General features: G+C 48.1%; 18 protein-coding genes. 12 read left to right on the forward strand and 6 right to left on the reverse strand.

Features of this window, described 5'->3' with window-relative positions; genetic code table 11:
* Nucleotides 1-53 precede the first annotated feature (53 nt).
* The 4 genes from IQ257_RS00350 (at nt 54) to tilS (ending at nt 5203) form a co-directional block, all read left to right on the forward strand.
* Nucleotides 54-1838, forward strand: coding sequence for a DUF3352 domain-containing protein (locus tag IQ257_RS00350; RefSeq protein ID WP_193872224.1), 1785 nt, complete (start codon nt 54-56; stop codon nt 1836-1838).
* Between the two features lie 171 nt (nt 1839-2009).
* Complete coding sequence (gene ccsB / locus IQ257_RS00355) at nt 2010-3083, forward strand: c-type cytochrome biogenesis protein CcsB (protein ID WP_193872225.1); 1074 nt, start codon at nt 2010-2012, stop codon at nt 3081-3083.
* Nucleotides 3084-3211: 128 nt separating this feature from the next.
* Nucleotides 3212-4057, forward strand: coding sequence for a KGK domain-containing protein (locus tag IQ257_RS00360; protein ID WP_193872226.1), 846 nt, complete (start codon nt 3212-3214; stop codon nt 4055-4057).
* 138 nt (nt 4058-4195) lie between these two features.
* Nucleotides 4196-5203 carry a tRNA lysidine(34) synthetase TilS gene (tilS, locus tag IQ257_RS00365; RefSeq protein ID WP_193872229.1) on the forward strand — a complete coding sequence of 336 codons (1008 nt, stop codon included), beginning with the start codon at nt 4196-4198 and terminating at the stop codon, nt 5201-5203.
* Nucleotides 5204-5207: 4 nt separating this feature from the next.
* On the opposite strand, the gene hmpF is transcribed toward tilS, so the two are convergent.
* Nucleotides 5208-6968: a pilus motility taxis protein HmpF gene (gene hmpF / locus IQ257_RS00370; protein WP_193872231.1), complete on the reverse strand. Its 1761-nt coding sequence runs from the start codon at nt 6966-6968 to the stop codon at nt 5208-5210.
* A gap of 938 nt (nt 6969-7906) precedes the next feature.
* On the opposite strand from hmpF, the gene IQ257_RS00375 reads away from it, so the two are divergent.
* The 8 genes from IQ257_RS00375 to plsY all read left to right on the forward strand — a co-directional run bounded on the left by IQ257_RS00375 (nt 7907) and on the right by plsY (nt 17005).
* Complete coding sequence (locus IQ257_RS00375) at nt 7907-9211, forward strand: response regulator (RefSeq protein WP_193872233.1); 1305 nt, start codon at nt 7907-7909, stop codon at nt 9209-9211.
* A gap of 316 nt (nt 9212-9527) precedes the next feature.
* Complete coding sequence (locus IQ257_RS00380; RefSeq protein WP_193872235.1) at nt 9528-9893, forward strand: response regulator transcription factor; 366 nt, start codon at nt 9528-9530, stop codon at nt 9891-9893.
* Nucleotides 9894-9918: 25 nt separating this feature from the next.
* Nucleotides 9919-10449 (forward strand): chemotaxis protein CheW, encoded by a 531-nt coding sequence (locus tag IQ257_RS00385; protein WP_193872237.1) that lies wholly within the window; start codon nt 9919-9921, stop codon nt 10447-10449.
* Between the two features lie 138 nt (nt 10450-10587).
* Nucleotides 10588-13560 carry a HAMP domain-containing methyl-accepting chemotaxis protein gene (locus tag IQ257_RS00390; protein WP_193872240.1) on the forward strand — a complete coding sequence of 991 codons (2973 nt, stop codon included), beginning with the start codon at nt 10588-10590 and terminating at the stop codon, nt 13558-13560.
* An 83-nt stretch (nt 13561-13643) separates the two neighbouring features.
* Nucleotides 13644-14426 (forward strand): MlaE family lipid ABC transporter permease subunit, encoded by a 783-nt coding sequence (locus IQ257_RS00395; RefSeq protein ID WP_193872241.1) that lies wholly within the window; start codon nt 13644-13646, stop codon nt 14424-14426.
* Between the two features lie 111 nt (nt 14427-14537).
* Nucleotides 14538-14927, forward strand: a complete 390-nt coding sequence (locus tag IQ257_RS00400; RefSeq protein ID WP_193872243.1) for a DUF3119 family protein — start codon at nt 14538-14540, stop codon at nt 14925-14927.
* 138 nt (nt 14928-15065) lie between these two features.
* Nucleotides 15066-16235, forward strand: coding sequence for a DUF3086 domain-containing protein (locus IQ257_RS00405; protein ID WP_193872245.1), 1170 nt, complete (start codon nt 15066-15068; stop codon nt 16233-16235).
* Nucleotides 16236-16345: 110 nt separating this feature from the next.
* Nucleotides 16346-17005, forward strand: a complete 660-nt coding sequence (plsY, locus tag IQ257_RS00410; RefSeq protein WP_193872247.1) for a glycerol-3-phosphate 1-O-acyltransferase PlsY — start codon at nt 16346-16348, stop codon at nt 17003-17005.
* Nucleotides 17006-17054: 49 nt separating this feature from the next.
* On the opposite strand, the gene proC is transcribed toward plsY, so the two are convergent.
* The 5 genes from proC to IQ257_RS00435 form a co-directional block, all read right to left on the reverse strand.
* Nucleotides 17055-17879, reverse strand: a complete 825-nt coding sequence (gene proC, locus IQ257_RS00415) for a pyrroline-5-carboxylate reductase (RefSeq protein ID WP_322744115.1) — start codon at nt 17877-17879, stop codon at nt 17055-17057.
* An 86-nt stretch (nt 17880-17965) separates the two neighbouring features.
* On the reverse strand, nt 17966-18553 hold the full coding sequence (locus IQ257_RS00420) for a cell division protein SepF (RefSeq protein ID WP_193872249.1): 588 nt from the start codon (nt 18551-18553) through the stop codon (nt 17966-17968).
* Nucleotides 18554-18935: 382 nt separating this feature from the next.
* A complete protein-coding gene (locus IQ257_RS00425; RefSeq protein WP_193872251.1) occupies nt 18936-19637 on the reverse strand; it encodes a YggS family pyridoxal phosphate-dependent enzyme in 702 nt (233 codons plus the stop codon).
* Nucleotides 19638-19741: 104 nt separating this feature from the next.
* Nucleotides 19742-20005: a transcriptional coactivator PipX gene (gene pipX / locus IQ257_RS00430; RefSeq protein WP_193872254.1), complete on the reverse strand. Its 264-nt coding sequence runs from the start codon at nt 20003-20005 to the stop codon at nt 19742-19744.
* A gap of 152 nt (nt 20006-20157) precedes the next feature.
* The gene (locus IQ257_RS00435) at nt 20158-21648 is read right to left on the reverse strand and encodes an anthranilate synthase component I (RefSeq protein ID WP_193872256.1); all 1491 of its coding nucleotides are present in this window, start codon (nt 21646-21648) and stop codon (nt 20158-20160) included.
* Nucleotides 21649-21697: the final 49 nt, after the last annotated feature.

A 21697-nucleotide genomic window follows, 5' to 3' on the forward strand; every position in this document is an offset into this window, starting at 1 on the left:
CAAAAATCCCCTTGTCCCCTTGTCCCCTTGTCTCCCTACTCCCTTTCTACTTCATGCCTAAGAAAAACAAATCCTTCCGGCTGCTAGCCTTGGGAGCGGCTGTATTGGTGATTGGCGGTGGTATAGCCGCTTACGCGCTACTGATACAGCGCCGCCCTGTCCCCGGAAATGCCCCAGTGGGGACTCAACTGGTGCCACAAGACGCCTTAGTAACGGCGTCAATCTCCACAAATTCAGCCCAGTGGAAGCAGTTGCGCCAGTACGGGACACCAGAAACGAAAGCGGCTTTGAATAAACAGCTTGCCCAACTGTACGAAGAACTCTTAAGTGATAATGGCTACGACTATGAGGAAGATATCCAGCCGTGGTTGGGCGAAACTGTGACGGTTGCCTATCTACAATCGGGACAATTGACAACAGGAGCAACTCAGGAGAAAAAATCCTCTTCAGAGCTACCCTTTTGGAAGCTGCCAGACTTGCTCGTGCTACCCATTGAGAACTCAGAACAGGCAAAGGAACTATTAGAAAAAACTGAATCTCAAAAAGTAACACAGTTTGCCGAAAGAACCTACAAGGGAATTCAGATTCGCGAAACTCAAAAAAGTGAAGGTCAGAATTATTCTGCTACCGTATTGGGTAATTTCTTTGTCATCACCAACAATCCCAAAACCATAGAGCAGGTAATTGATACCTACAAGGGCGAGGCATCCGTTGCCGCCACGCCCGGCTATGTTGAGAAGTTGGGCAAAATTAATGCTTCAAACCCCTTCGCTCGAGTCTATCTAAACGTGCCAGTTGTCGCGGCAGTCGCTGCCACCCACTCGAAGCGATCGCGTTCTCCCGAAGACTTGGCAGCCAAACAACAACGGCAGGGCATTGCCACAACGGTCATTCTAGAACCGGAAGGACTCCGTTTTGAATCGATTTCTTGGCTCAAACCCAATAGTGAGCAAAAGTACCGAGTTCAAAACCCAACGAGCCGCTTACCCAGACGCCTGCCTGCTAATACGTTATTGGCAATATCGGGAGGCAATTTAGCTCAGTTATGGCGTGATTATGCCCGAGGAGCCGAAACAAATCTGCTGAACTCAACCCTGCTTTCACCCGCCAATCTCAGTGCTGGTTTGCAGGCAATTTCAGGTTTGGACGTGGAAGAAAATTTATTGCCCTGGATGGAAGGCGAATTTGCCTTAGCACTGATGCCTGCATCAAAGGATTTGCTGGCACTGCCAGAAAGTCAACCAGCACCAACCTTAGGAGCAGGTGTGGTATTGATGGTGCTTTCGAGCGATCGCACCTCTGCTGAAAAATCCTTTGAGCAACTCGATCATATGATCGAAAGTCGCTATCAATTTGGGGTAGAAGCAACCCAGCTCAACAATCAAACCGTTGTTAACTGGATATCGCCCTTAGGAGGGGTAAGCGCTACCCACGGTTGGCTAGAGGGCAATGTTGCCTTTCTCACCTTTGGAGCGCCGATTGCTGATGCGATCGTACCCCAACCCCAAGGGACACTAACCCAAACCCCGCTCTTCCAGCAAACCGTACCCACTCAACCCAAACCCAATAATGGTCAGTTTTTCCTGGATGTCGAGCGTACCATCAACCAGGGTAATCTGAATCTGCAACTTTCCCCAACCTGGAAAATGTGGCTCAAGGCGATTCGTACCATTGGAGTGACTGCGGCAATTAACGACGAACGCAGCACTCGCTTTGATTTGTTCGTTCAGCTCAAAAAAACGCTGACCCCCAGCGTCTCTGAAACTCCTAAGGGCGCTGAAGCAAGCCCCTCTCCTAGCCCCTCTGAAATTGAAATTTCTCCCAGTCCATCACCCTGAGCGCTGCCTCTACAGCGTTGCTCAATCCTAGAATGATTATGAATGGAGTTAAGCTGATATATTGGCATACGATAGCCTTATTAGGGGTACTGCATCGGCTTGAAACAAGCTTGGAGTATATCTAAGCCAATATAAGTTGAAGCTTCAAAAATTGAGTAGAGAAAAAACTTTATGGATTTAGTTGCACTCCAAAACAGCTTGGATAATATTTCCTTTGCTGTCCTTTTTGCGACCATGCTGCTTTACTGGATAGGAGCTGCTTTCAAAAGCATTCCCTACCTGCCAGCCTTAGGAACAGCAGGCATGGCGATCGCTAACCTCTGCATTGCCGCTTTGCTCGGTGCCAGATGGTTAAATGCTGGTTACTTTCCCTTGAGCAATCTCTATGAATCTCTATTCTTTCTAACTTGGGGAATAACGACCATTCATCTAGTTGCCGAAAACATGAGCCGTAGCCGATTGGTGGGTACTGTCACAGCACCTGTAGCAATGGGAATTACGGCATTTGCAGCTCTTTCACTGCCAGCAGAGATGCAGCAATCGGAACCGTTGGTTCCTGCCCTGAAATCGAATTGGTTGATGATGCACGTTAGCGTGATGATGCTGAGTTATTCGGCACTGATGGTGGGTGCGCTGTTGGCGATCGCGTTTTTAGTCGTCACTCGTGGGCAAAACATCGAACTACGGGGGAGTTCAGTCGGGACTGGTGGATATCGTAGCCAGAATGGGTTTACAGCGAATTCCTCCTATCGGCTGCTGCGAAACGGCGAAGAATCTCAGTTACAGCCTCAAGGGGCACCCGGTAATTCCGTAACTACAGTTAGCGTACTTGAGAATAATGGTTCTGCTAATACTGCCCTTCTCACCCCCCCAGTCACCTCTGTATCGGAATTGTCCAGTTCCAAAACCCTCTCACCTCAGCGCCTGAGCCTTGCTGACACCCTCGATAACATTAGCTATCGGATTATCGGATTGGGGTTCCCCTTGCTGACAATTGGTATTATTGCGGGAGCAGTTTGGGCGAATGAGGCGTGGGGTTCTTACTGGAGTTGGGACCCGAAAGAAACCTGGGCGTTAATCACCTGGCTAGTTTTTGCAGCATACCTTCATGCTCGCATTACTCGCGGCTGGCAGGGACGCCGACCCGCAATTTTGGCTGCAACTGGATTTATTGTGGTCTGGATTTGCTATCTTGGGGTGAATCTACTGGGTAAAGGATTGCATTCCTACGGCTGGTTCTTCTAAGCCTTCAATAAACGAAGATTGTTGTGGGAGCAAGCCTCAAAAGCATTGCTTCTACTTACACCAGCTATTGACCCAGTCAGAAGCCATGATCAAAAAGAAAACTATACGGTTAATCGGGGAAAATGGGCGTGGATAATCAGTTCGAGCCGCTTGCTACCGGTGAAGTCTTATCCGTTGACGAATCGGATCAAATTTTAATTGGACACTGCACCTTTAGAGTCGGCGAATTTGCAGAGGCTATCCGGATGCAGCTTGAATATGGGCTAGGTGGATGGTCTCCAGAAAAGAATGCTTGGTTTAGTGCAGAGGGCATCCCCTGCGAAGTGTTGAGATTTAGTTCCCGTGGCTGGCAGAAAGGCAAGGTCAGAATTAATTTGGAATTTTGTCCTCAGGAATTTGAGGATGAAGATAATGGGGCATCTGCTAGTACAGAGGACGAGTTAGTACTAGCAGAACCAGAGACTGAGGAGGAGCTAGAGTTTGGCGAACCTTCCACTGTGATGGAGGATGAGGTGGACATGGATGAGTCGTTCACTACCATGGATGACTACGAATTTGAGCTAGGCACCTCACCAGTTAGTGATAGGCTGCCAGGGGAGCAGTCCGAAGAGCTGGCGGCAATGTATGACGAGATGGAGGAAGAATCGGTAACGTTTGAAGACGCTGAAATAGATAGGGATGAGATTTCAATTAGTCTAGATGACGAATTTGATGAAATTTCCCAAAGTATTGAGCAAGAGTTAGAGCAAGAAGAAGCTCCAACGACCAGTGAGGATGAATTTATCGATCTGGGCGAGATTTCTGTAGAGAATGAGGACGACTTAGATTTTGACGAAATGCCCGAAAGCAATGAGGATGAATTTCAATTTGGAGACTTTGCCTCGGATAATGAGTTAGAAGAAGACGAAACGGATTCGCTTCTTGATGATGTTTGGCAAGATATGAATCAGAGCAGTTGGCAGAATAATGAGTAGGTTAAATTAAGACTAAAGTATGAAGTCTGAAGTAAAATTTCATAAATAAATTTGTTTTTTAATTCTTTATTCTTCACACTTCATACTTTTTGAGTCAGGTTTTCTAGAGCAACACTATAATCAAGCCACCCCGCGAAAATGGCTGAAAACCCGAGCTGGACGTATCTTCACGCACGGCTTCACCAAACCTTACGCCAGAGGCGGTTATTGAATCGGCATCGGCGCGTCTTGGTGGCTGTATCTGGTGGACAAGATTCCCTGTGCTTGATGAAACTGCTGCTGGATTTGCAACCGAAGTGGGAATGGCACTTAGCGATCGCTCACTGCGATCATCGCTGGCCCAAAGATACCGGACTTGCCTTTCATGTTCAACAACTGGCTCAGGGCTGGAGTGTTCCTTTTTATCTGGAAACTGCTCCTGAGGTGACTCAGAGTGAATCGGCGGCGCGGCAGTGGCGCTATCAAGCACTCAGTGAGGTTGCTCTATCGCAAGGCTACCCGGATGTGGTAACAGGACATACCCAGAGCGATCGCGCCGAAACGGTTCTCTACAACCTGATTCGGGGAACGGGGGGTGACGGTTTACAATCCCTCACCTGGCAACGTCCCTTGGCACCTGGAGTACAGCTTGTGCGTCCCCTATTGAACGTCACTCGTGCTGAAACATTTCAATTTTGCCAGCAGCAGCACCTACCAATTTGGGAAGATGCCTACAATCAAGACCTTAACTATACCCGCAACCGCATCCGCCAAGAGTTACTGCCCTACCTCAAAACTCATTTCAATCCTCAAGTTGAAAGGGCTTTAGCTCATACAGCCGAACTCCTGCGGGCAGAGGTTGATTATTTGGAAAGTGCTGCCCAACAGCTACGACAGCAAGCTATGGCATCCGTCAGTAAAGATGATCCGGATACCCTACTCAAGCTGAATCGCCTCGTATTGCGGCAGGCACCTCTGGCATTGCAACGCCGTGCGATCCGACAGTTTCTCGTCACTGCCCAACCCACGGCTCCGAGCTTCGAGCAAATTGAAGCCATTACCGCCCTCATTAACGCCCCTAACCGCTCTCGAACATCCTCTTTTCCTGGAGGCGCAGTTGCCCAAGTCGAAAGGAATTGGATTATCTTTCGGACAACTCCAAATTAACCTCTCATGAAGCGGCTAGTTCTGGTGAATCGAGTAAGTTATCAATCGTTTGCTGCATTTGAGCGATCGCTTGCAGTTGGTAATCACCAACTTCCTGAATTTGATTGAGTGCAGTTGCGATCGCCTCTAGCGTCTGCCGGATTTCGTTAAGAGCCTCCTGTCTTGGTTGTAATGTCTCTTGGTAAAACTTGACTTGACTCTCAATCTGTGCTAGCGAAACTTTCAGAGACTGCCAGTATTCCTCCAAGTTTTGGAGTTCAGCTTGTTTTACCTCTTGTTCCCGAGCTTGTTGAGCAACCATCTCTTCAGCTTGACTGAGGCTCTGGCGCATTTGCTCAACTTGGCTTTCCAGTTTTTGGAGTTCGGCTTCCTGTTGATTTCGCTGGGCTTCTAATTGATTCAAAACCGGCCCTAAATCAATTTTCTGACCGTCTGCACCATTATCCGTTACAACTCCTTGCCGACGCCGCAATACCCGCTGGTGCTGGTTAAGAATCTCTTCTCGTTCCCGCAGATTTCGGCGCGAACCCACCAACGATTCATCAAGCAATTGGTAACGGTCTTGTTCGTCGATTAGTTCATCCCCTAGAGTAATACGGTCATATTCACTCGCTTGATTAATCTTGACTTGTACTTCCTCTATCGTTTGGCGTTGGAACGTCAGCTCCTCTTCCTGATCGTTAACAAAACGCTTGACTTTTTCCAAATCCTGTTCTAGGTTTTGCACGACGTTCTGAAGCTCACCGAGGGGCATATTTTCCAGCGCTTCGATATCCACTTGCTGGCTGATTTTGACATCGGCTGATGTCGTTGCCAAACGAGCTAATTGCTGATGTAATTCCTGCTGAGTTCGTAGCTGGAGGCTGAGCATATGCACCGACTCTTGCTTCATTTCCAGAGCATTTTGCTGTACCTTCAATTCACCCTTAGCTTGCTCAACAGAGCTTTGGACTTGCTGCAACTCCTGCTTGCGGTTTTGAATCTCTTCGCCTTGAGCATCGACGTCGGTATGTTGTTGTTGAGCTTGTTGTTGTTCTTGTTCGAGCTGTTGCCAATCCTGCTCCAGCGCTGATTGCTGGCGCTCAACTACTTCAAATGCCCGATTCAATTGTTCCCGTACCTCATCGGTGGGAGCAACAGCTCCCGATAGGCGATCGAGCAATTCCTGAATGACGGCAGCTTGCTCTTCGTCTAAGCCAACTGCACCGCCCCGTTCAGCTTCCTGTTCCTCGAAACGCCGCTGTTCGCCCCGCAGGTGTTCCCATGCTCCCTCCAACTCCTGACGATTGCGTTCAAACTCCTCTCTGAGTCTTTCTGCTTCTGCCTTAGAAGTTTCAACCTCTTGGCGTTGCTGATCGATTTGTTCAATTTCTTCTTCCAAGGCTTGCACTTGTTCAGCCCGAGCTTCGATTTCCATCTCGCGGCGATTCAGTTCCTGACTTTGATAAGTCAAAGACTGCTTCCACTGTTCGATTTCTTCTTCCTGGCTTTTCGACTTTTCCAACAGGCGAGAAAAATTTTGCAAGATCCCCGCTAATCGCAGTCCTGCTGCTTCTACCTCTCCCTGTATCTGTCGGCTGCTACCCAGGTTGAGGATTACCAAAGCACCATCACCCAAACTACTGGCTTCGTCACCAGGAATCGTTTCTTCACCCGGTACGGCACTCCAACTCTGATCATTCCGCTGACAAGCCAGCAGTTTGAGTTCGGTCTTACTGCCAAAGGGTCCCGTTTTCTGCTTTTTTACTTCTGCTAGATACAGCACACCGATCGTCCTCTTTACATAATCTTGTGCCCAATCCTTGACCAGGCTAACGCGAACTGAAGCTTAGTCAATCTGAGCGAAGCTGTTCTTAGGTCATCATGACCGACCGAAACCTGTAGATCGAGCAGTTTTGTTTGCTATTTGAGATCTTCATAGAATTTATCAGCCTAAGGTAAAAATTCGCTAAGACTCTTAGACGGCTGCGGTTAACCCTGTTTGGGTAAACCCCTTGACCAGAACTATTCCCATGTCACGAAGCAACTCTCTAGTTACCACTCTGGCAGTATTACAATTAATTATAATTTGCTACAAAAAAAAATTATAATTTTTGGATTTTGACGGAAACCAGTCTTCCCTTATAGCCGTACTCGGTGGTACAAAGAAGCGATGTCAAAAACAGCTCCTTTATCATAGAGCTGCTTCCCTATCAGATTCAAGCTTTATTACCGTTTTCGTGGGAGGTTCCTGGTATTCCTGTTGTTCCCTCTCCCCAAGGGTGAGGGCTTTCGGGGCATTTGCTCACAATTTTTCCAACTCAAAGCCTGGAAATTTCAATTGAACTATTGAATTTAGTTAGAATTCCAGGATAGCATTACTCTGTTGTAATGCTGTAATGCAGCCGTAAAATCCTGGCTTTTTTTTGCTAGTGCATTCCAAGCCAGCCCAAAACGAAGAATTGTCCAACTGCATTTTTTTACTGATGTAGAGTTTAATTGTCTAGAAAGAGCCCATCTGCGCCAGTCCCAGTTGAACAGCAAGGGTGCAGATAGATGCTCTAAGCCGAGAGGCAGGAGGGAGAGAGAGCTTCATTGATGGGACACAGTAGTAGGGACAGGCTTCACATGTTGTAACCCTTGCGGACACTCTGGAAGCAGCGATGGGTGGTTGTAGTTAAGTTTCAGCATCGACCAGGTTTTTAGGAGTACATTTAAAGATAAATGCAGGGATCGTTAAATGAAATTGATATCCGTAGCATCCTGCAACTGATCGAATTAGGTCAGCGAACAGGCGAACTTTTGGTGGAGGCGCACAGTTCCCATGCCAGTAGTACGGGTAACGATGTCAATAGCAAAGGTTTCACCTTTGGTCGTCCCTACTCAGAAACCAACGCTCGAAAACCGGGACCGTTTTGGTTTGTTTTCTTCCTCAACGGACAAATTGCCTACGCTGCCAACAGTGATGGTAGCCTATCGCGCCTGCACGATTATTTGCGCCGCTATAAAGCAGATGCGGCTCTGGATGAGTTGGAACGTCCGTCACTTGAGGCAACGAATGCACCAGAATACGCTTATTTGTGGGCATTGCTTGAAAAGCATATTATCACACCAGCCCAAGGACGCAGCATTCTGCAAAGCATGGTACATGAAACCCTCTTTGACCTGTTAAGCCTCCACAATGGGTACTTTGTCTTTGAGCTGGGTCCTGCACTAGCCCCCCAACTGACAACTCTCGAAATTGCCCCACTGGTGACAAAAATAATGAAACAAGTGCAGGAGTGGAAGCAATTTCATCCTCATATTCAATCCCCTAATCAATGTCCGATGATTGCCGATAAGCACCAGTTAGGGGCAGTGCTGCCGGAAAAAGCCTTTAGAACCCTAGAGCGTTGGGCAGATGGCAAAACATCTCTGCGCCAGATGGCTCGCTATTTAAATCGCGATATTCTAACGGTAGCTAGGGCAATATACCCCTATATTCAACAAAATTGGATTCAATTACTGGTTTCAACAGCCCACGAGATACCCCCGATGCAACAGCAATGGGAATTCGCCAGTGCGACCCATGCGCCTCGTGTCATTTGCGTGGATGATGATCTGGCAGTTGGCAAAACGGTGGAGTATATACTGCAAGCTCAAGGGTATGAAGTCAGAGCTATACAGAATCCTTTAAAAGCACTGAGCCTGGTTTTTCAGCTCAAACCTAATCTTATCCTGTGCGATTTAGTTATGCCAAAGCTGGATGGATACGAACTGTGCGGAATGCTGCGACAGTCCACGGCGTTTCGACAGACCCCCATTATCATGCTGACGGGTAAAGATGGCTTTATCGACCGAGTGAGAGCTCGCATGGTAGGGGCAACAGACTACTTGACCAAGCCCTTTGGAGCAAGTGAGCTGTTGATGTTATTAGAGAAATATGTCGGTCTAGGCAATCAAGAAAAAACTAGCTTAGATAATTCTTCTACTGAAGGATTAGATCAAGACACAGAAGACGCTGATATCACTAAGCCAGCCTCGGCTTGAAGGGCAGGGCTACCGTTGCCTAACAGAACTGGGACAAAAGCCGGACGTATACTTGTAGGAATTGAACCTAAATCCAGCTTGACTCCAAGCAAGAGAGAGTAGAGGGGATTGTTCGCGTTACAATCACCTCAGGGAACTTCTATACCCATCCATGCTGCATCAATCGGCGCTCCAGCTTGCCAAATTATGGAGGAGGGGTCAATCGCGATCGAGCCATCATGAGTGATACTTTAATCATTACTGAGTTTATGTTTAAGTGTAAAGTCTTGGTCATGTTCGGAGTTCACCGGATCGTTGGTGAGTCAGGTAGGGAGTTATGAGTACAGTTCTGGTTGTAGAAGATAGTCTGGCACAACGGCAGATGATCTCAGACCTCCTTAAAGGAAGTGGGTTGACGGTCACTGTGGCAAGTGATGGCGTGGAAGCGTTAGAGCATATTTTGCAGTCTTGTCCAGATGTCGTGGTGTTAGATATCGTTATGCCTCGCATGAACGGTTATGAAGTGTGCCGTCGTCTGAAAGCTGACCCGAAAACGCAGAATGTGCCAGTTGTGATGTGTTCTTCAAAAGGTGAAGAATTTGATCGCTATTGGGGTATGAAACAAGGTGCAGATGCTTACATTGCCAAGCCCTTTCAGCCTACTGAGTTGATTGGCACGGTGAAACAACTACTGAGGGGATAAGTTATAGAGGTATTTATTAAAGATAATGATTGGCAATCCGGATTTTTTAACTGCCACTGGTCAAGATCAATCCCCGGAATTTCAGGAACTAGAAAGTCCTGAAGGTGAGCTATATTTGCGATTTTATGTACCGTCTGGTAATGAATTTGCCCTACCTGCTACGGGTATTAGAGAAGTGCTTGAACCATCACCTAACCAAATCACAACCATTCCCAATGCTTCTTCCTTACTGTTAGGGACGCTTAATATGCGAGGGCGAGTCATTTGGGTATCTGATTTGGGTCAGTTTCTAGGAGACGCGACCCCTATCAATACAGACCGTCCAGAAATTCCGGTCATTGCTGTCGAAGACCAAGACACAATGGTGGGTTTAGCGGTTGATCGGATTGTGGATATGGACTGGCTCGATATTGAGCAGTTGCAGATGCCGACGAACGTGCCGGATACTATGGCTCCTTTTTTGCACGGAGAGTGGTTGTTAGACCCAGGGTCTAATAAAGTGTTACGACTTTTAAATCAGGTGGCAATTCTACGATCGGCACGGTGGGCAGCATGAACACAAAACTAAGGTAAAAGGGAAAAGATTGAGATTGGTAATTTTTTGTTCAGCGTGGGATGAGTCTGGTAACAGATAAACCCTAACTAACAACCAATAATCAATTACTTTTTCCTGATGAGCAGCGGGAGGAGGCAAATGGCATCAAGTACAGATTACGTGCAGGAATACGGACAAGCGCAAAAAGCCTATATGCAAGGCAGTTATGAAGAAGCTGCCGAGATCGTCAATCGGTTAATCGAAGATTTTCCAGACGATCCTAGTGCGCTTTTATTGCGAGGTCATATCTATTGCTATGGATTGCAGCAATACGATGTAGCGAGGGAACAGTATGAGTTGGTACTTAACCTAACGTCTGAACCCGATTTTATCGAATATGCCAATAGAGGTCTAGAAGATGCCAATCATTTACCGCATCAAGCAGATACCGCAGATTCGGCAGCATCAACCCAAGAATTTGATGAAAGTTATCCGGATATTGGCAAAACCGATGATCTGAGTGATACTCCAACATTTGAAACCTGGCAAGAGTTGGACACCTCAGATCAGTCAGACGCTTTTGACTTGGGTGCTCTGGATTTCGATGACGCGATGGGAGATGATTTTCCCCAAACGGCAGATCAACCCTTTGCCGATCCCTTTGGCGATTCAGACTTCGAGCAAGAGACGACGGAGCAGACTGTCGATGGCTTATCTGAAGATGATATATATCCCTTTGCCTTGACAGAGGAGGCAGAGGGTGACGAGCCTTATATCTTGGAGGAAACATCCACTGAATTCGATCTGGATGCTGACAATTTTGAGAATGCCGCTCTAGATGATGCAACAGGCAATTTCTTCCCAAATGTGTCAGATGAGCCGACAGCCGCTACCTTTATGATGCCTTCTACCAGCGAAGACTTTGAACTGGAAGCAGTCTATGAAGAAGACTCAGAGCCATTTGACTCAGCCTTCCCATTAGATGATGATTTATCAGAACCAGGAACAGGGACGGTTGGCTTCGAGGAAGACTTAGAAGGCGAGTCTTACGATTCAGGCTACCCTGTTTTTGAGGACGAAACACTGTTAATGAGTTCAGGGGAGCTTGAAGAAAGCTTTCCAACTGATACCGAGGACTTTGACTATAGCGGTGAAGAACCGGAAGTTTCAAGGGAATCATTTCCTGAAGGTGATTATACCCAAGAGGATCAAAGCTTTGATCGCAATGGGTTTAATTCTCAGGAACACTTTGACTTTGATAACTTTGACGATACCTTTGGCAGCGATTCCTTTGCCATGGACGAAGTAGCTGAAGCCGATACCGCCAGCTATTCGGGAATGGAGGGCGATCGCAGCGCCACAGAGGGTTTTTTGGATGCGTTTGATGTCTTTGACGACGATCTCGGTTCTATTCCTGATTTCTCCCTTGAGGAACGAGAAGAGATGTCTCACCCAGGTGCGAGTGAATCGGATTTCGATGTGTTGAGCAATAGTGGGATGGTCGCGGGTTCGACTGGTGCCATTGGATTAAGTGAAAATGGCGATCGCCCAGCTGCCACTCAGAGCTATCCTTCAAACACCAGTAACGATGAAGAAGTCTTTAGTATCACTGGGAACTCTTTAGAGCAAGTTCCCGTATTCAACCAACCGAAAGAAACCGATCATGAACCGATCGTCAGCGTTGAACAGGGTTGGTTAGCTCCCTTTGAAAATGCTTCTCTCAAACAAAAACAGTGGATTACGGCTCTTGCTGCTGGCGTAGTTTCGATGGTTATGGTGGCGGTGGTGAGCTTCGTAGCCGCGAGTACGGCAACAGACGAAAAACCGAGTGTCGTCAACCATCTGCGCAAGACAGGCGGTTTCATGACCCTAGCGGCGGGAATTGGCAGTTTTGCAACCACTCTTTTTCTAACGCGACTCACAACCCGCCAGATTCAACGGGTGACTGCTGACCTGCAAAGCCAGTTTGATGCAGTTGCTCAAGGCAATCTTAACGTCAGCGTCCCCGTTTACTCAGAAGGCGAACTCGGTCAGCTTGCATCGGGTTTCAACCAGATGGCACGGGTGATCTTGACTACCACCAGCGAAGCGCAACGGAAGGCGGAAGAGCAAGAACAGGCAAAAGAAGATTTGCAACGCCAGGTGATTCGGTTGCTGGATGACGTAGAAGGAGCCGCACGCGGCGATCTGACTGTGCAAGCTGAAGTGACTGCCGACGTTTTGGGTGCTGTTGCCGACTCCTTTAACCTGACCATTCAAAACCTGCGGGAAATTGTCCAACAGGTGAAGGACGCAGCACGTAAGGTGACGAAGGGTTCTACAGATAGTGAATCCTTTGCCCGCGCCCTCTCTTCCGATGCCTTGCGCCAAGCTGAGGAACTAGCCGTTACCCTCAACTCCGTGCAAGTGATGACCGACTCGATTCAGCGGGTAGCTGAGGCAGCGCGAGAAGCTGAGGAAGTGGCTCATTCAGCATCGGAGACGGCGCAGCGAGGCGGTGAAGCTGTAGAACGCACCGTGGCAGGGATTTTGCAAATCCGAGAAACAGTAGCAGAAACGACCCGAAAAGTCAAGCGTCTTGCCGAATCATCCCAGGAAATCTCTAAAATCGTGGCAGTGATTTCTACCATTGCTTCCCGTACCAACTTATTGGCTCTCAATGCCAGTATTGAGGCGGCAAGAGCCGGAGAAGCGGGTCGAGGCTTTGCGGTGGTTGCTGATGAAGTGCGACAGTTAGCCGACCGAGCGGCAAAAGCTCTGAAAGAAATCGAACAAATCGTGATGCAAATTCAGAGCGAAACCGGTTCAGTCATGACTGCTATGGAAGAAGGAACCCAGCAGGTCATTGATGGCACCAAACGGGCAGAACAAGCCAAGCGAGCACTGGAAGATATCATTCAAGTCTCCAATCGCATTGACGCCCTTGTGCGCTCAATTAAAGCCGATACCGTGGAGCAAACAGAAACCTCTCGTGCCGTTGCCCAAGTCATGCAATCGGTAGAGCTAACGGCTCAAGAAACCTCCCAAGAAGCCCAGCGAGTATCCAGTGCGTTGCAAAACCTTGTTGGTGTGGCGCGAGACCTACTAACCTCTGTGGAACGCTTTCGTGTAGAATCCAATGATAGCAGATAGGGTCATTGGTCATTAGTCACTAGTCATTGGTCATTAGTACGGTAGCTTAATTCTAAAAACAAAGGACAAATGACAAAGGACACATGACAAATTCCAATTCCAGCTTGAGGTCGTGGCTCGAACGCTTGCTGGCAGCGATGTTCTTGGGAGGACAAGTGGTCTTGCACCTACTGGCTGGAAAAATCCACCGACGCAACACCCTCGATCAAATGGCAGCGGTGGGACCTGAATCGCTCACTATCGCCATGATTACTGCTGGTTTTATAGGGGCAGTTTTTACAATACAGGTGACACGGGAGTTTATCAATTTTGGTGCCACGAGTGCAATTGGAGGTGTTTTAGCACTAGCATTGAGCCGAGAACTTGCGCCCGTACTGACAGCAGTGATTTTGGCGGGGAGAGTGGGTTCGGCTTTCGCCGCTGAAATCGGCACGATGCGAGTGACTGAGCAAATTGACGCACTTTATATGCTTAAAACAGACCCCATTGATTACCTGGTGATTCCTCGCGTCTTGGCTTGCTGTCTCATGCTGCCACTGTTAACGATTCTAGCAATTATTCTCGGCATGACTGGAGGAATGCTGATTGCCGAGAATATGTACAATATTCCTCATTCGGTATTTCTCGATTCAGCTCGCAAGTTCTTAGGAGTCTGGGACTTGTGCAGTGCAGCTATTAAAGCGGCTTGCTTTGGTATGCTGATCGCGGTTATCGGTTGTAGCTGGGGATTAACAACCACCGGTGGAGCCAAAGGAGTGGGTCAATCAACTACCACCGCTGTTGTTACAGCTCTACTGGCAATCTTTATTGTCAACTTTTTCTTATCTTTGTTGATGTTCCAAGGGACTGGCAGTGCCGTGATTTGAGGATACGGGCAACCTGCAGAACCTTGAGGGGTTGACTGGGGAGCGTGGTGTAGAGACACCTTATCATTAAAGTATATTTGTTGGCGTTGATAATAAAGGGATTTAAATAAAGTGACTTCTGCTGCCTCTTCTTCTACATCGACGCAAATCGTTGAGCTTTCTCCAAGCTATACCCTGCCGTTAGCTTTGCTTCTTATTGCTCTACCGATATTGCTGATCCAAATTTGGGTAAGCTTGGCAATCGCTCTTTTCGGGTTATTTTTAATGGTTCAAGCAGCAACAATCCGCCTAAAATTTACAGAAACAGCACTGGATGTTTACCGCTCTCAGAGTCTAATCCGGCGCTTTCCCTATCAAGACTGGCAAAATTGGCATATTTATTGGTATTCGGTACCAATTCTGTTTTATTTCAAAGAAGTCAATAGCATTCACTTTCTCCCGATTCTGTTTGACCCAAAGCAGCTAAAAATTTCTCTGGAACAATACTGCCCCAGACTTTAAATCTAGTGGCAGCTTGACAGTGTTAGAGGTCAGTTGTTGAGCGTGGCAATTGACCTGAACTCCTAATCAGAATTGGGTGCCATCGGCTCAACTATTGCTGAATCTTTGTTAGTTGTTAATTTTTAGTTTAGTTACTCGATGAATTCAGACGAATCGCAAATCCAGAAACCCGAGCAAGAACAACAGCCAGCTATTGAGGCAGGGGACGAACAACCCTTAGAGAAACCAGAAGCAATGACAGGGATGTCTGCGGAACCCCAACAAACAGAGGACTCAAACCGTCTAGAAGAATCCCATCCAAAATTGGCAGTGTTTCAACCGCCAGACCCAGAACAGAGAATTGCCGAATTAGCTCGAACTATCGCAGATCTTGAGCATCAGGAAAAGGAGTTGAGGCAGAAAATTGCTAATTTGCAAACCACCCAGACTCAGCGGCTATCTGATCAGTTATCCCAAACCCAAGCTGCGATCGGCACCATGATACAAGAGGGTTTGAGCGAGCTAGAACAACGAAAACAGGCGCTCTTAATTTCTGTTGAGCAACTTGAACGCCGCCGGGAACGCATCCGGACGGAAATGCGCACCACATTTGCCGGAGTTTCCCAAGAGTTGGCAATTCGAGTGCAGGGTTTTAAGGATTATTTGGTGGGAAGTTTGCAAGACTTGGTTGCTGCCGCAGAAGAACTCGAACTATCCCCAACCGATGAATCTCCCCTAATCGTGGAGAACTCCCAGCCACCGGAAACACCGACTACACCCAAATTTGCCGAACAAGCATTTCAAGAACAAATCCGGCAAATTCGCAGCATTCTCGACCAATACCGTAAGATGCCAGATTATTACGGTCCGCCCTGGCAATTACGTCGCACATTTGAGCCGATTCACGCCGAACGAGTTTCCACCTGGTTTTTTACCCAAGGCGGTCGGGGTGCTGTCCGTACAATGGGCAGCCGCTTACAAAATATATTAGTAGGCTCGGCAGTTATTTCTGTATTGCGTATGCTCTATGGCGATCGCTTACGCCCCCTAGTACTTGCTAATACCCCCGAACGATTGGGAGAATGGCGGAGGGGTTTGCAGGATTGTCTGGGCATCTCTCGCAGCGATTTTGGACCGGAACGGGGTGTGGTTTTGTTTGAGGAGGCAGCACCCCTAGTCCAAAAAGCGGATCGTTTAATCACTCAAAAGCAGTTACCTTTAATTATTATTGATGAGACAGAAGATCAGATCAGTCTGTCAATTCTGCAATTTCCCCTCTGGTTGGCTTTTGCTGCCGATCCCCAGCAAATGTCTACCTATCAGTATTAATGATTAGCGAGATCTGACTTGTGGGAGTTAGCGAGTCTAAGTAACAAGCCCCCAAAACCCCCTGAGCGCTCAAGCTAATCGTTCAGAACGAATTGAGGAGTCAAAAACTTATGATGCTTGAGTTAATTTGGTGTGGGTTGCTAATTACTGTTGGTTATTTGCTAGGCTCGATCCCCACGGGTTATTTGGCAGGACGTCTGCTGAAGGGTATTGACATTCGTGAACAAGGATCAGGTTCAATCGGTGCCACTAACGTGTTGAGAACTCTAGGAAAAGGACCAGCACTGGCAGTTTTGCTCATTGATGCTGCCAAAGGGGTTGGTGCGATCGCTCTCGTCAAGGAATTCTATGCTCTAACGGGAGCATCCGTTATGCCGGAGGCTTGGCAACCCTGGTTAGTGGCTGTCGTCGCCTTGGCTGCCATATTAGGGCATAGTAAATCTATCTGGATTAACTTTAGTGGCGGTAAATCCGCTGCTACGGGCTGTGGGATTTTATTCGCCATGTGCTTTCCGGTTGGGTTGGGGACTCTAGGAGTCTTTGTCACCGTGCTGGCGATTTCCCGCATTGTCTCCCTCGGTTCCATTGCGAGTGCGATCGCTGTTTCTGCCCTGATGGTACTCTTTGATCAACCCCTGCCCTACCTGTTGTTCGCTGGAACTGCTGGCTTGTATGTCATACTGCGTCATAGCAGCAACATTCAGCGGTTGCTTACTGGAACTGAACCGCAGCTAGGGCAACCTCTACAGCAAGAAATCGAGAGTAATTAGGAAACAAGGCGCTTCTTCTAGCGTCCCAGTCTCCTTGTCCCCTAATTCATTATTGACCTAGCTCTTGAGAGCGTCGGTAAGCCGCTTGCACGGCTTCAATTAGTGCTGAACGGAAACCAGCACGCTCTAACTCGGCAATTCCAGCAATTGTAGTACCGCCAGGGCTAGTTACACGATCTTTGAGTTGAGCCGGATGCAGTTGCGTCTCCTGCAACAGTTGAGCTGTACCCCAGACTGTAGAGAGAGCTAACTTAGAAGCGATCGCTCTCGGTAATCCCGCCGCTACGCCACCATCGGCAAGAGCTTCAATCAAAATTGCCACGTATGCCGGTCCAGAGCCGGATAGACCGGTCACGGCATCCATTAGGGAGTCCGGCACTTCTACCACGTCGCCCACAGCGCTAAAGAGTGCCGTTACCCGCTCCATCTGACTGGCTGTGACGTTTTGGCTTGGTGCTAGGGCTGTGATTCCTGCCCCTACTGTTGCCGGAGTGTTGGGCATCGCCCGAATTACGGGTTGACATCCAAAAACGGCTTCTAGTTGACCTAAGGATACACCCGCTAAAATCGAAACCACCACAGCTAGTTCTTCTGGTGCTTGGTCAGCAATGTCCTGCTTTGGCACCAACTCTGTCGCCACTGTCTCAAACACCTGAGGTTTTATTGCCAACAATAAAATTTCCGATGCCGATGCTGCGGCTCGGTTATCGAAAGTAACATTAACCCCATACTTTTGAGTTAAAACCTCTCGTCGGTGCGAGTTGGGTTCGCTAACGAGGATGTGATCAGCGCGATAGAGCTGCTGGGCAACTAGGCGGGATAAAATGGCTTCTCCCATTACCCCACCACCAATCATACCAACCTTGACAGACACTCCAGCTTCCTCTTTGATGGAACCTTCGATCTGAGATCTTGGATTTTAGACCGAGTCAACTGTCCAAAATCTCGAATCTAAAATCCTTACTGAACCATCCGTTCTGGTTCAGTCCCCCAAACCGGAGGTGGCGTAGATGGACGGGCAGTCCGGGCTTGAGATGTTGGTATTTCATGAACCACACCGGACTGAGTGCTCACTTGAACGCAGCTTGGTGTAAACAAGAAGATGCTTTCGCCAATTCGTTCTTGATGACCATCAATGGCGTAGGTGCCACCCGCTACAAAGTCTACGGCTCGTTGGGCTTGGTCGGGGTCCATAATGGTCAGATTTAAGACCACCGATTTGCGCTCTCGCAGTGCCTGAATAACCTGTGGCATTTCTTCAAACGAACGCGGCTCAATCACAGCTACTTCTGAAATACCGTTAACACCAGGCATTCCAATCACGTTATTTATTGAAGTCGGTCCCATTCCTGTTTCTGCTCCTACAACGGGTCTTTCCCGGACGCGGCGTCGAGTAGGACGTTCTTCTTCCGGGGATGCTTGAACTGGCTGCTCTTGCTGATAGAGATTTTGGTAAGCGTCTCCATCCATATCCTCGTACTCATATTCGTATTCGGGTGGATCGTTAAGACCAACAAAATCTCGTAGCTTATTGAACAGGTTATTCATAGTGAACTCTCCATCACAACTTTAGTTTGACATGAGAAATCTAATAATTGACTAATCGACCCTGTTTGAGGCACCTGTCTTTAAGGGATTTTGGTTTAGGACAGCAAAAACTATAAATAGGGTTAGCTTATCCTCAATTCCCTAACATTAGGGCTAGAGCCTCTCAAAAGTAAGCCTTAAAGTATACATTAGTATCCTCAAAACAGGTAGTCCTAGAAAAACTCACTGGAAACCCCGTTCCTGGTAGGGATGGGGAGGCAAAAGAAAACAATACCCTCAGTGTAAAGTTGTCTTGGCAATATATTAGCCCATGGTCTGACTAAACAAGAGGGGGGTTAGGGGAGCAAGGGAGCAAGACTTTCCCTACTTATCCGATTGTTCCCTATTCCTGTTGCACTGGTGAAATGAGAGCTGAAGGCATTCGTTCGCCGAAAATAATTTGCCCCAGCCGCACCATAGTAGCACCCGCTTGTACAGCGAAGGGGTAATCGCCAGACATACCCATTGAAAGTTCCTGCATTTGGAGATTTGACCAGTTTTGCTGCCCTATTTTTAGGGCTAGGTTGCGAGTTTGCTCAAAAGCAGCCAGACTCTGTGATTCTGACAGTCCAAGGGGCAAAATGGTCATCAATCCCCGAATGCCCAGCGCTTCACACTGATTGACTTCGGATAAATCCGCTAGCAGTTCTGATACTGTCCAACCGTATTTGTTGGGATCTGGCAAGACTTTCACTTGCAGGCAAACTTGCGGCTTGAAGGATAGCTCTGTCGCCAATCTATTCAGCCTTTGGGCTAGTTTTAAGTTGTCACAAGCATGAATCCACCGAAATAGTTCTAGGATTTTTTTCGCTTTATTGCTCTGGAGATGCCCGATAAAATGCCAGTTGATATCTGGCAAATCTTGGAGTTGGGCAACTTTCGCTGCCGCTTCTTGAACTTGACTCTCGCCAAAATCTCGAATGCCAGCCGCATAAGCTTCACGCATAGCACCCACCGATACCCGTTTGGTAACGGCAATCAACCGGACTTGTGGTGGAAGCTGTTGGTAAATAGTGGCAATGCGTTCTGCAATAGAGCCAGTCATGGGAGGTTAGATTTTAGATTTCTGATTTTAGCTCATTCCCCATTACCCATTATCACAAGTGTCCTGCTTTAAGAGATATCTTCCCACATTGCTAGTGCGAAGGGTCATTGGAAGGTTTGCCGATGAATAAGCTGAAGCTGCTCGTAGTCTTTGGATAAACCCATACGACGGAGCAAGCGGAGGCGATTTTCTACTAAATGGCGAGCATCTGAACGAGTAATTGGTTCAAAGGCGAGTCCATTGGAACCCGTTGTCACCAGAAAAAACAGGCGTTGAGCATAAAGGGTAGTGAACAATTCCCGGCTCTCTTCAACCATGCAAACTCGAAAAAGCAGACCAAATGTTGGGTGATTCAGGTAGGTTTCCATTAAAACCCTGCACTAGAGTTGTTAAGCAACTTGTTAAACGACTGATTACAAGTCGGAATGTATGATAAATCCTGATTTAGGTAAGAATACCATTAGGTGTGGTAGCCCTCCCCATCATGAAAGAACCCCCGTCTATGCAAGAGCGGGGAGTTTCAATAACTCACAGCTTGAATTGCAGCTAACTGAGCTTGAGCTTTATAGAGAGACTCATACCATTCCTTTTCAGGTTCGCTGTCGGCAACAATGCCTGCCCCCACTTGTCCCCACACACTATTGATCGCTGACGGGGAACTGTTGAGGGGGTGATTGCGGCTGTTTAGGACTGCCTCATCTATTTTAAACAAGAGGGTGCGAATTAAAATATTCAAGTCCAAGTTGCCGCGCCAGTCAAGATAGCCGCAGGAGCCGTAGAACAAGCTGCGACGCATAGGTTCAAGTTCTTCAATAATCTCTAAACAGCGCACCTTCGGGCAACCTGTAATCGTGCCACCAGGAAACAGGGCGCGAATTAGCTCAACGGCATCACACTCAGCACGCAGGGTGCCAGTAATGTTGCTGACTAGGTGCATAACATGACTGTAGCGCTCGATCGCCAACAGTTCGCTAACACGAACTGATCCCCACTCGCATACCCGTCCTAAGTCGTTGCGCTCTAAATCGACGAGCATGATATGTTCGGCTCTTTCCTTGGCATTAGCCAGCAAGTCTTGCGCCAGTTGCCTGTCGGTTTCAGGGGTAGCACTGCGCGATCGCGTCCCAGCAATCGGTCGGGTTTGCGCCGTGCGCCCTTGTAGCTGTACTAGTCGTTCGGGAGAACAGCTTATTACATCACCCCAAGGGGTATGCCAGTAACTGGCAAAGGGAGAGGGATTAATTTGTTGCAACGTGCGGTAAATCGCCCAACTATTCGCTGAGGTAGTGGCTTCAAACCTCAAGGAAAGATTTGCTTGAAAAATATCGCCAGCTTGAATATACTTTTTAGCTTGGACAACGGCAGCTTCGTAGTCAGCTTGGGAGGTAAGGAATGTGAGAGGGGGATGGGGAGAGGGGGAGACTTCGGCGTGACCCTTCGGCAAGCTCAGGGCGGAGACGCTCAGTCGAACGCTGGGGAGATGAAAAGAAGGGGATGGAGCTTCTAGATGTTGGTGAAGTTGGTTGAGTTGAGCGTCGCTAGTAGCGGCTAACCACAAGACTTGCTGGCAGTGATCGAGGACGGCAAAGGCTGCGGGTTCGTACCAGAAGGCGACGGGGAAGGGTAGGGGATCGGGTTTAGTGTAAGGCAACCGCTCGATCTCCCACGCTAAATCGTAGCCTAGCCAACCCAGCCAACCTCCCGTGAATGGCAGGTGAAGGGGTGGGTTCAACGGCTCTTGATCGGCTTGAGAAGAAAGGAGACGGCGCAATAGAGGCATAATTTTGCCCACGGGTGGTGTCCAAATCCGAGGGTGTCCCTGGAGAAGGCGGGGCATTCCAGCACAGATAGAGTATTGAGCGAGTTGGGGTTGATCTTGAGGTGTTGGATAGGGACTTTCGAGCAGAGTCGCGATCGCGCCAGAATTCAAAAATAGCTTTTCAAATATCTCAGAACCCGTGCGATTTTCTAGGGGAAGCGATCGCCAATGCCACGGTTGCAGCTTTGTCATAGTTTAATAGAATGGCACACCTCAAAATTCGTGCCAAAACTGTATGAGG

The sequence above is a fragment of the Coleofasciculus sp. LEGE 07092 genome (assembly GCF_015207375.1).
Lineage (GTDB): Bacteria > Cyanobacteriota > Cyanobacteriia > Cyanobacteriales > Coleofasciculaceae > LEGE-07092.

Bases quoted from the DNA above. Each gene is read 5' to 3' on its own strand.
- tilS (WP_193872229.1), top strand. From the start codon at position 4,196: ATGGCTGAAAACCCGAGCTGGACGTATCTTCACGCACGGCTTCACCAA.
- plsY (WP_193872247.1), top strand. From the start codon at position 16,346: ATGATGCTTGAGTTAATTTGGTGTGGGTTGCTAATTACTGTTGGTTAT.
- ccsB (WP_193872225.1), top strand. From the start codon at position 2,010: ATGGATTTAGTTGCACTCCAAAACAGCTTGGATAATATTTCCTTTGCT.
- IQ257_RS00390 (WP_193872240.1), top strand. From the start codon at position 10,588: ATGGCATCAAGTACAGATTACGTGCAGGAATACGGACAAGCGCAAAAA.
- IQ257_RS00385 (WP_193872237.1), top strand. From the start codon at position 9,919: ATGATTGGCAATCCGGATTTTTTAACTGCCACTGGTCAAGATCAATCC.
- IQ257_RS00435 (WP_193872256.1), bottom strand. From the start codon at position 21,648: ATGACAAAGCTGCAACCGTGGCATTGGCGATCGCTTCCCCTAGAAAAT.
- IQ257_RS00405 (WP_193872245.1), top strand. From the start codon at position 15,066: ATGAATTCAGACGAATCGCAAATCCAGAAACCCGAGCAAGAACAACAG.
- pipX (WP_193872254.1), bottom strand. From the start codon at position 20,005: ATGGAAACCTACCTGAATCACCCAACATTTGGTCTGCTTTTTCGAGTT.
- IQ257_RS00380 (WP_193872235.1), top strand. From the start codon at position 9,528: ATGAGTACAGTTCTGGTTGTAGAAGATAGTCTGGCACAACGGCAGATG.
- IQ257_RS00425 (WP_193872251.1), bottom strand. From the start codon at position 19,637: ATGACTGGCTCTATTGCAGAACGCATTGCCACTATTTACCAACAGCTT.
- IQ257_RS00350 (WP_193872224.1), top strand. From the start codon at position 54: ATGCCTAAGAAAAACAAATCCTTCCGGCTGCTAGCCTTGGGAGCGGCT.
- IQ257_RS00375 (WP_193872233.1), top strand. From the start codon at position 7,907: ATGCAGGGATCGTTAAATGAAATTGATATCCGTAGCATCCTGCAACTG.
- IQ257_RS00420 (WP_193872249.1), bottom strand. From the start codon at position 18,553: ATGAATAACCTGTTCAATAAGCTACGAGATTTTGTTGGTCTTAACGAT.
- IQ257_RS00395 (WP_193872241.1), top strand. From the start codon at position 13,644: ATGACAAATTCCAATTCCAGCTTGAGGTCGTGGCTCGAACGCTTGCTG.